This is a genomic window from Flavobacterium soyangense, assembly GCF_015277675.1.
In the GTDB taxonomy this organism is placed as follows: Bacteria; Bacteroidota; Bacteroidia; order Flavobacteriales; family Flavobacteriaceae; genus Flavobacterium; species Flavobacterium soyangense.
In genome coordinates, this window is the sequence record NZ_JADHEC010000041.1 from 19,566 (window position 1) to 28,770 (window position 9,205).

The 9,205-nt window shown below is 39.5% G+C and carries 2 protein-coding genes; one reads left to right on the forward strand and one right to left on the reverse strand.

Annotation, left to right across the window (positions count from 1 at the left end):
• Positions 1–10 precede the first annotated feature (10 nt).
• Entirely contained in the window at positions 11–8,296 is an 8,286-nt protein-coding gene (locus IR213_RS14340; protein ID WP_194312992.1) for a PKD-like domain-containing protein, read from the reverse strand.
• Between the two features lie 408 nt (positions 8,297–8,704).
• Between IR213_RS14340 and IR213_RS14345 the strand changes: the two genes are divergently transcribed.
• A complete protein-coding gene (locus IR213_RS14345) occupies positions 8,705–9,115 on the forward strand; it encodes a hypothetical protein (protein ID WP_194312993.1) in 411 nt (136 codons plus the stop codon).
• The last annotated feature ends 90 nt before the right edge of the window (positions 9,116–9,205 follow it).

The window sequence follows — 9,205 nt, forward strand, 5'->3', positions numbered from 1 at the left end:
TCTTTGAGGCTTATTTTATTAATACAAATGGGTGATTTTCATTGACAATAGTGCCATAAAAAGTTTCTCCGCTTACCTTACAATAGTAATTCCCGTTTTCGGAATTGGAGTCTTTTATTTTACCATCCCAACCTCGCAAAACATCCCCGGACTCGGAATAAATCATCGAACCCCATGTGTCATAAATATCCAGACGTACTTTTTTTAACCCCTTGGTCACCGGTCTGAAGGTATCATTTAAACTATCATTGTTGGGTGTGAAAGCAGTTGGAACCACTAAAACATAACCTTTTCCGATAATAAAAGTTATTTTTTGAACGTACACGCAACCCAAAGGATAAGTAACTGTTTGAGTAACTACATAGTTTTTAGGATTGATGAAAGTGTGCACAGGGTTGAGTTCTGTAGAAACGCTGCCATCGCCAAAATCCCAAATCATACTGATGTAATCTCCTGTTGCCGTGTTGGTAAACTGAATGGGGTCATTGATGGAATACATGCCATAGGTCGAATAAGCATAAGAACTGGAGTCAAATGATGGTGTACCCAGTTTTGGAATAGCGACAGTAAATGTGTAATTGGATTTGCATCCAATAGCATCTGTAGCGTTCAAAATTACCGTTCCGTTTTGGCTGGTATTCATCAATTCATTGTTCGGTCCGCTGACAGTTCCACTGGACCAAACCAATTGATAGGGAGGAACGCCTCCCGAAACTTGTGCCACAAAGGTTTGTTTGACGTATTTGGTTTCACAATTGAAATCCGTTTTCGTTTCTACGCTTGTAACGATAGGAGGAGGTCGGTTGATATTGTATTGTGTTTGTTGAGAACAGCCATTAACATCTTTTACGGTAACCAAATAATTACCTCCAGGAATGTTACTTAAATCCTCGGTGGTAGCCCCGTTGGACCAAGAGTAAGTAAAGGGGGCTGAGCCACCAGAAACGAGAAGATTTATTGCGCCTGTATTGGCATTGAAACAGTCAAAAGCATTGGTAACATTAGCCGAAAGTACTAATAATTGAGGTTCCAATATAATAAAAGTCCTTTTGATGGTACAAGGTTTACTATCGGTGATGGTCACGGTGTAAGAACCGGGTCCCAAATTATTTCTGGTAGTTCCTGCCACGGTACTGTCATCCCAAACTAATTTTACGGGAGCTATTCCTCCCACAATATTGAGGTTGATACTTCCATTTTTATCTCCAAAGCAAGTAATGTTTTTCACCACGGGGTTAATGGTAAAAATAGGAGCTTCAGGAATGTTAACATTCAATGTTTGTACGCAATTATTTGTATCGGTTACCGTAACAAGATAATCGCCCGCCGAAAGATTGTCCTGAAAAGTCCCGCTTCCCAAATTGCTCCACGTTATGTCATAGGGAGCAATTCCTCCGGAAATTGCAATGCTGATGGAGGCATTATTGGCTCCATAACAAATGATGGGTGTGGTAGTCGCCGTAATATTAATGGCTGTGGGCTGGGTCAAGGTAACACTCAATGTTTTTGTGCAACCCAAATTATCGGTAACCACTAGATTATAAGTTCCTGCAAAAACATTCGCTAAATTTGGATTGGAACTGGCGAAACCATTGGGACCCGACCAAGCATAAGTATAGGGTGAGGTACCACCAACAACATTCACGTTTACGACTCCTGTAGACTGACCATAACACAAAACGTCCGTTTTACCAACTAAACCAACAGCCAAGATAAGGGGTTCCGTGATGGTGAAAGTGGCCGTTTTTGGTCCACAATTGTTGGCGTCCGAAACACTTGCTTGGTAAACACCCGGACTTAAATTCGAAAGATCTTCAGTAGTGGCATAAGCAATTCCATTCTTTGTCCAGGCATAAGTATAGTTTAAGGTGCCTCCACTAATTGTGATCTTGATTTCCCCATTGGCAGCATTATAACAACTGACGTCTTTTTCTAAATCGGTACTAATAACGATATCATCGGGTTGCGTAATGGTTACGGCTTGAACTTTAGTACAATTGTTGGCATCTGTCACGGTCAAATTGTAGGTTCCTGCAATCAATACAACCAAGGATGGCGTGGTTTGTACAGGGTTTGTATCCCACGAATAACTCAAAGTTCCCGCTCCACCACTGGCCAATATGCTGACTGCTCCGGTACTGTTTCCAAAACAATCTACATTAGTTTGTGAGGCTATTGTAGTAACAATTCCGTTGGGTTCGGTTATTATGGCTTGGGCTGTCGTGGTACAACCTTTGGCATCGGTAATGGTAACGGTGTAGGTTCCTATGGGTAAATTTACGGCCACATCCGAAGTTTGGACAGGCGTTGTATTCCAGGAATAATCATAAGGGAGTGTTCCTCCAGTTGCAGTAACAGTGGCTGAGCCTGTGCTATTTCCAGAACAAAAAACATTGGTTTGTGCGGTAATGTTCGCTGCCATCCCCAAAGGTTCGGTAATGGTGACGGATGTCGATGTACTGCAACCATTGAGGTCTGATATCGAAACACTGTAATTCCCAGCCTTTAATCCTGTGGCTGTAGCCAATGTTTGAACAGGAACTGTATTCCAGGAATAGTAGTAAGGCGCTGTTCCTCCTGAAACGGTGGCAGTGGCGCTTCCATTATTTTCGCCAAAACAACTTACATTGGTTGAATTGGAAATGGTAGAACTTAATCCTCCTGTGGGTTGTGTAATAATTACGGTTTGCACTTTTTGACACCCTTTGGTATCGGATACGGTCAAAGTATAAGTTCCGGCAACTAATCCCGTCGCGGTTGCAGTCGTTTGAACGGGTACAGTGTCCCAGGAATAGCTTAAAATCCCGGTGCCTCCGCTGGCGGATACCGTTGCAGAACCAGTGTTGTTTCCAAAACACAATACATTGGTTTGGGAAGAAATGGAGGTGACAATGGCATTCGGTTCAATTATTATTGCCTGTTTTTGTAGGGAACAAGTATTGGCATCGGTTATGGTAACAGTATAAGTTCCTGCCGTAAGTCCAGTGGCTGTTGCCGTGGTTTGAATGGGAATAGTATTCCAGGAATATAGTAATGTTCCTATTCCGCCACTGGCGGTTACCGTTGCCGAACCTGTTGCGTCTCCGGCACAATTGACATTCGTTTGGGCTGAAATGGAAGCCGTTATGCCACTCGGTTGCGTGATAATTACTCCAGGAATGATCTTCACGCTTCCATTGGCATCCGTGACCTTGATATCGTAAATACCTGCTGCCAAATCCGTAAAAGTATAAGTAGTAGCCGCTGAATTTATGATGTTGCTAATCGTTCCGCCTTCTTGCAAGGTCAATAAGTAATCATAAGGACCAACCGATTGTTGGGTAATATCCACTTTAAGGACACCGGTCGAATAGCCAAAACAAAGTAGGTCAAGGTGTGCCGCCACGTCTTCTTGAATCAATAAAGGCATTGGCGAGGTCAGTACAAAATCTAAGGTGATAGGACTGCAAAGCCCATCGTTTATAATTAGAGAATAAGCTCCGGCGGGGACATTGGAAAGGTCCTGGCTTGATGCCGAAAAACCACCCTGTCCCGACCATAAATAGGTGTAAGCACCCGAACCTCCCGTTACGGTGACATTGATGGATCCATCACTCACTCCTACAGCACTAACGTTAAAACCGCTATAGTTAGATAAAATACTTGAAGTGATAATGGCCGGATTCACCGTTATTTTATAATCCAAAGGCTGACCCGTACACAAGACCCCATTAGTATCCAAAGTGGCTGTTGCGGTATAAATCACTGTGAGCGGAGCAATGGTTGTATTCACTAGAGTTTGGGTTGGAATCGTGTCTGTTCCCGAAGCTGTTGCTCCGTTGATTCCTGCAGGAATAGTGGCAGTCCAATTGAAGGTGATATTTCCGGTAGTAGGACTTGATAACGTAATGGGCAAAGTCGCAATTGCAGAACACAGGAATTGATTGGCTCCCGAAAAAAGTACTTTAGGAGCGGGATTGACCGTAACCACTACTGTAAAAGAGGTGCCATTACAAGTGCCTGATTTTGGAGTTACGGCGTAGGTTGCGGTTTGTACGGCATCTGTTGGGTTAATTAAAGTGCCTTTAATGGTGGTTTGATTGGATAATGCTACTCCGCCAGAAATTCCTCCTGTAACCACGGGAGTTCCCCAGGAATAAGTGGTTGCAACCGGAACGCTATTTCCCGCTCCGTCTAATGGAAGTACTGAAAAGGAGGTATTGGAACAAATGGTTTGGGCTTGCGAGGTAGTGATGGATGGAACGGGATTAACGGTTATAGTGTACGGATAAGTAATCCCCTGACAACTCACGCCACTAGTCGATTCGGCCGTTGCCAAATAAGTCACCACAATGGGAATATTGGTCGAGTTGGTTAATGTTTGAACCGGAATCGTGTTGGTTCCATTCTGAATAACACCTGTTATTCCTGCTGGTAACGCTGCGGTCCAAGTAAAATTGGTGCCTGCTGCCGTACTGCTTAAATTGACCACTGCAGAAGATGAGCCCGAACATATAATTTGATTTGTAGGCGAAAAAGTTACTCCCGGTGATGGATTTATCGTGATGGTAAACGTTTTGGATGCTCCAGGACAACTATTTACATTTGGCGTTACTGCGATGTTGGCGACAATTGGACTCGTTCCATTATTGATGGCCGTAAATGCAGGAATATCTCCTACGCCAATTGCTCCTAATCCAATTGTCGAATTGTTGTTGGTCCAATTGTAGGTCGTATTTGAAATGGCTCCCGTAAAGAAAATAGCCGTGGTCTGTTGCCCGTTGCAAACAATTTGATTCAAGGGCAAATCAACGGTTGGAGTAGGATTAACGATTATGGTAAAAGTTATGGGTGTGCCAATACAGCCATTCGCTTTTGGCGTGACGGTTATAGTGGCAATAATAGGAGTTAAACCATTATTTATAGTGGCAAATGAGGCGATATTTCCACTACCACTTCCAGCTAAACCAATGGTTGGGGTGTCATTCGTCCAATCAAAAGTGGTTCCAGTTACACTCCCTGTAAACGATAGTGTTCCACTTGCAACACCATTACATTTTATAAGATTGGTTATCGAATTTACTGTTGGTGTCGGATTTACAGTAATGGTAAAAGTTTTGGATGGCCCTGAACAACTGTTAGCCGACGGTATTACTGTAATGGTAGCAATTATGGGTGTAGTTCCTGTATTTATGGCATTAAATGATGGAATACTGTTGGTTCCATTTATAGCAATTCCAATACTTGTGGTACTAGAGCTCCAAGTATAAGTTGTACCTATAACTGTCCCTGTAAAATTAATCGGCAAGCTTGTTTCACCGTTACATAGTATAACGTTGGGTGTAGTCGTTACATCAGGTTTTGGATTAACAGTCACTACTAAATCAAAGGCAGAACCTGAACATCCATTGAATGATGGTGTAACAGAATAAGTGGCTGTTTGAACACTATTGGTTGGATTGGTCAATGTACCAGATATACTGGTCTGATTTGTTCCTGCATTACCGCCAGTCAGCCCTCCGGTTACAACTGGAGCAATCCAAGAATAAGTGGTCCCTGTTGGAATACTATTTCCAGCTCCATTCGTTGGCGTAACATTGAACGGTAAACCACTACAACTTGTCGCAGTCATAATAGCCGCAATAAATGGTTTTGGTTTCACAGTAATAGTATAGGGAAATACCGCTCCAGCACAAGTTGCGCCACTTGCCAATGTTGCTGTGGCATTATATATTACAATGATATTGGCATTCGTGCTATTGACCAAAGCTTGAGAAGGAATTGTATTGGTTCCGTTTAATATAACTCCTGATATTCCAGTGGGTTGAACTGCCGTCCAATTAAAAGTAGCTCCTGGAACACTGCTTAATGTTACTATGGACGAAGTATCTCCCGAACAAATTGTCTGATTTAGTATTGAAAAAGTTACTATGGGTGTTGGATTTACGGTAAATAATGCAGTTGTTTTACAACCATTACTATTAGTATAAGTAATAGTTGTAGTTCCTGCCGAAACTCCGGTTACCAAACCTGTTGAGCTAACGGTAGCAACTCCTATCAAAGAAGACGTCCAAGGACTTGTTGCAGCAGCAGTTGCAGAACCTGTTAATTGAGAAGTGGAATTAATACAAGAAAATAAAGTACCTGTTATAGTTGGAGAAGGGCTAACTGTCAATTGTTGAGTTGCAGTATTTGATGGACCACATTCATTAGAAACGGTTAGTGAAACTGTGAAAGTGCCGGTCGTGCTGTAACTGATGGGGCCGGGAACAGCCATAGCTGAGGTTACTGGCGTTCCTCCAGGAAAACTCCAGGCGTAGGTCAAAGGAGATTGTGTTCCGCAGTTTACAACCATTGCCGTTGGGCTAATTGTAGTGGTTGGCAAAGTTTGACAAAGCGACGCAATTGGAGTGATTGTAACGATGGGTGGTTTTGTTATTGTTACCGTTTTTGTTGTAAGTTGTGAAGGGGTGCAGGAATTTGTTGCTGTGAGTTTTATGGTATAAATTCCCGCCTCTGTAAAATTAAAAGCAGCGTTTGTTGTAGTTTGATTAGGAATAGCTGTAATAACAGTTCCACAGCTTGATGGAACAAAAGCTACACTCCATAGATAAGTTGGAGGACTACAAGAATTTGTGGTATCTGTCGTATTAGTGGCTGTAATAGCTTGTGATGAGCATCCTGAAATATTGTTGAGTGTGAATTGAGGAGTTAGAGGAGCTTCTACGCAAATAGTTTTTGTTATTTGATCGGAAGAACACGAATTGCCACCCACTTTTAATGTAATTGTATAAGTGCCTGGCAAATTGAAAACTGGGCATATGTCATTTGTGCCCGATGTCCAAGTATTTGTATTTGAAGACCCATTGTTGTCACTGCCTAAAGTTCCACTAGTAAGTGTAAAGCCTGTCGAAGGAAAAATTGACCATATCAATTTTGGATTTCCACAAGATGTATTTGTCGGAATTGCTCCTCCAGTTGTTGTGTTTGTTAAGCAAATCGAATTATTAGTACAAACTATTGGTTGTGGTATAGTAAAATTTACAATTGGAGGCATTGAAACTCGTATTGGTACAACGCTGCCGCCTGAAATATCACAAGGATTTGATGCTTCGATATTTGCTGAAAATGAATTTTGATAAATTGTTGAACCGTTATTACTAGTAATGCCGCACGAAGATTTTAAAAAGGTATGTGTGACTGATGCAGGTGGCGGATGATTAAAAGTCAAAGGTGCGGAGCCATCATTAAAAGTAATTGTATAAATTGTTCCTGGAGGATTATTTTCTGTTCCTGTAATAGGAAAAGTTAGCGGTGTTGAATTGCAAATGTTTGTATTACCAGGATTTCCAATGCCTACTGCAGGATTATTACCAACAAACACTTTATATATTCTTGAAATGGAACATCCATTTTGTCCTTTCACCGTGTAGGTTAATGTCCATAATCCAACCGAATAAGTATGTGAAGTTGTTGAAAATGTAGTTGAAGTAAAATCTGGAGTTGAATCTCCCCAATTGATACTGTAATTACTGTTTGTAGCTAAGGTTGTAGAAGCATTAATAAATTGAATTTCAGAGACAGTATTAGAACAAACTCTAAAAGTTTTGTATCCATTATATATGTCTGAAACCGCATCTGAATTTAAAGAAGTATCCGGATTTTGAATATGTACAGCTTTAGTTGTTTTATTAATGCATCCATTGGCATCGGTCACTGTTAAGGTTACATTAAATGATTGAGTTGAATTTCCATTTGTATTATTAAATACATGAGTAGGATTCTGACTAGTTGAGGTAGATCCATCTCCAAAATTCCAAGTATTGGAACTACCGACATTTGTTGTGGTAAATTGCACCGAACTTCCCGAACACTGATTATCAGTAAAAGTAAAATCAACTACTGGCAAAGGATTTACATTAATTACAACAGTGTTGAGACTATTTGAAACTGCAATATCATTATTGTCTTTATCTTTTATCCCAGTTAAAATATAAATGAATGTGTTGGCAACATTTGTTGGTTGAGGAACAGTTATACTTTTATTACTTCCTGTGGTAGAAACAGGAGTTTGTGCGACTCCATTTATGGTATAGCTAAATTTATAGGGTTCCTTTCCATTATCATCTATTACTTCAAATTTCACTATAGGTGCTGTCGAATTCAAGCATACCGTTGCATTTCCCGTTATTTGTCCTGATGGGGAGGCAATTGTTTTTAATGGTTCATTTACCTTAACTATATTTAAAGAATAAGCAATCGATGAATTAAAATTCACTAAAACAAATAAAAATAGAATCTTGTAAAGGTTTCTCATAAAATGATATCAGGACATTTCGCGAATTATCATATATTCAATACGATGGCGATTTGAAATTCTTTTTTAAAGTAAACAACAAACTTACGACTTATAAAAATAGGTTTTTTACGGTTTTCCGTAAAATGAGATTCTTTAGAAAATGAAATACAAAAAAAATGTAATGAGATTTGATTGAAATTAATTTAATTTACTTTTCTTCAATAAATAATAGTTGGATTACAATTATTAATCATTAAAATTTCATGTAATTATTATTTTCAAGTAGCTTATTAACAGATAAGTAAAAAAGTATTGATTACTAAATTCATTTACAGGTATAATAAATTAACTCGTTTACGGGAAACCGTAAGGTAAAGATTTTTTAACAATTTACATTTGAGTTTTATTAATCTAAATCTTAAAACAATGAAAAAATTTATTCTTACAGTATTACTGTTGTCATCTTTAGCGTCTTATTCTCAATTAGAAAATATGACTATTATCAATATTATTCCTATTGATTTTAATGCTCATAATACTGAAGGTACTGCTTTGACTGTTCCAGTTGGCAAAATATGGGTTTTACAATCTGGCGCTCCTAATGTATCCGCTTATGTTTATGTTAAACCACCTGGATTTGGAAGTTTTAATAGCTCAATGCCTATGTCACACAGTGACAGTTTTCCATTTTTTATAATAGAAGGAAGTAAAGTATATTCTTTAAACGGTTATTTAAATATTATAGAATATAATTCACCGTCTACACAAACGGGAACTTTAGCGCTTAATGAAATTAAATCAATTATAAATAAAATCACTATCGACCGACAAAACTAAGATTTAGGCAATAAATTCCTTTTAACCCTAGTAAATGCTAGGATTATTTTGTAAAATAAAAAACCTACCTCCCTATATTTCAGAAGAATT

What these genes read in the sequence shown, in the direction of transcription:
- IR213_RS14340 (WP_194312992.1), bottom strand. Translation starts at nt 8,296, where the DNA reads ATGAGAAACCTTTACAAGATTCTATTTTTATTTGTTTTAGTGAATTTT.
- IR213_RS14345 (WP_194312993.1), top strand. Translation starts at nt 8,705, where the DNA reads ATGAAAAAATTTATTCTTACAGTATTACTGTTGTCATCTTTAGCGTCT.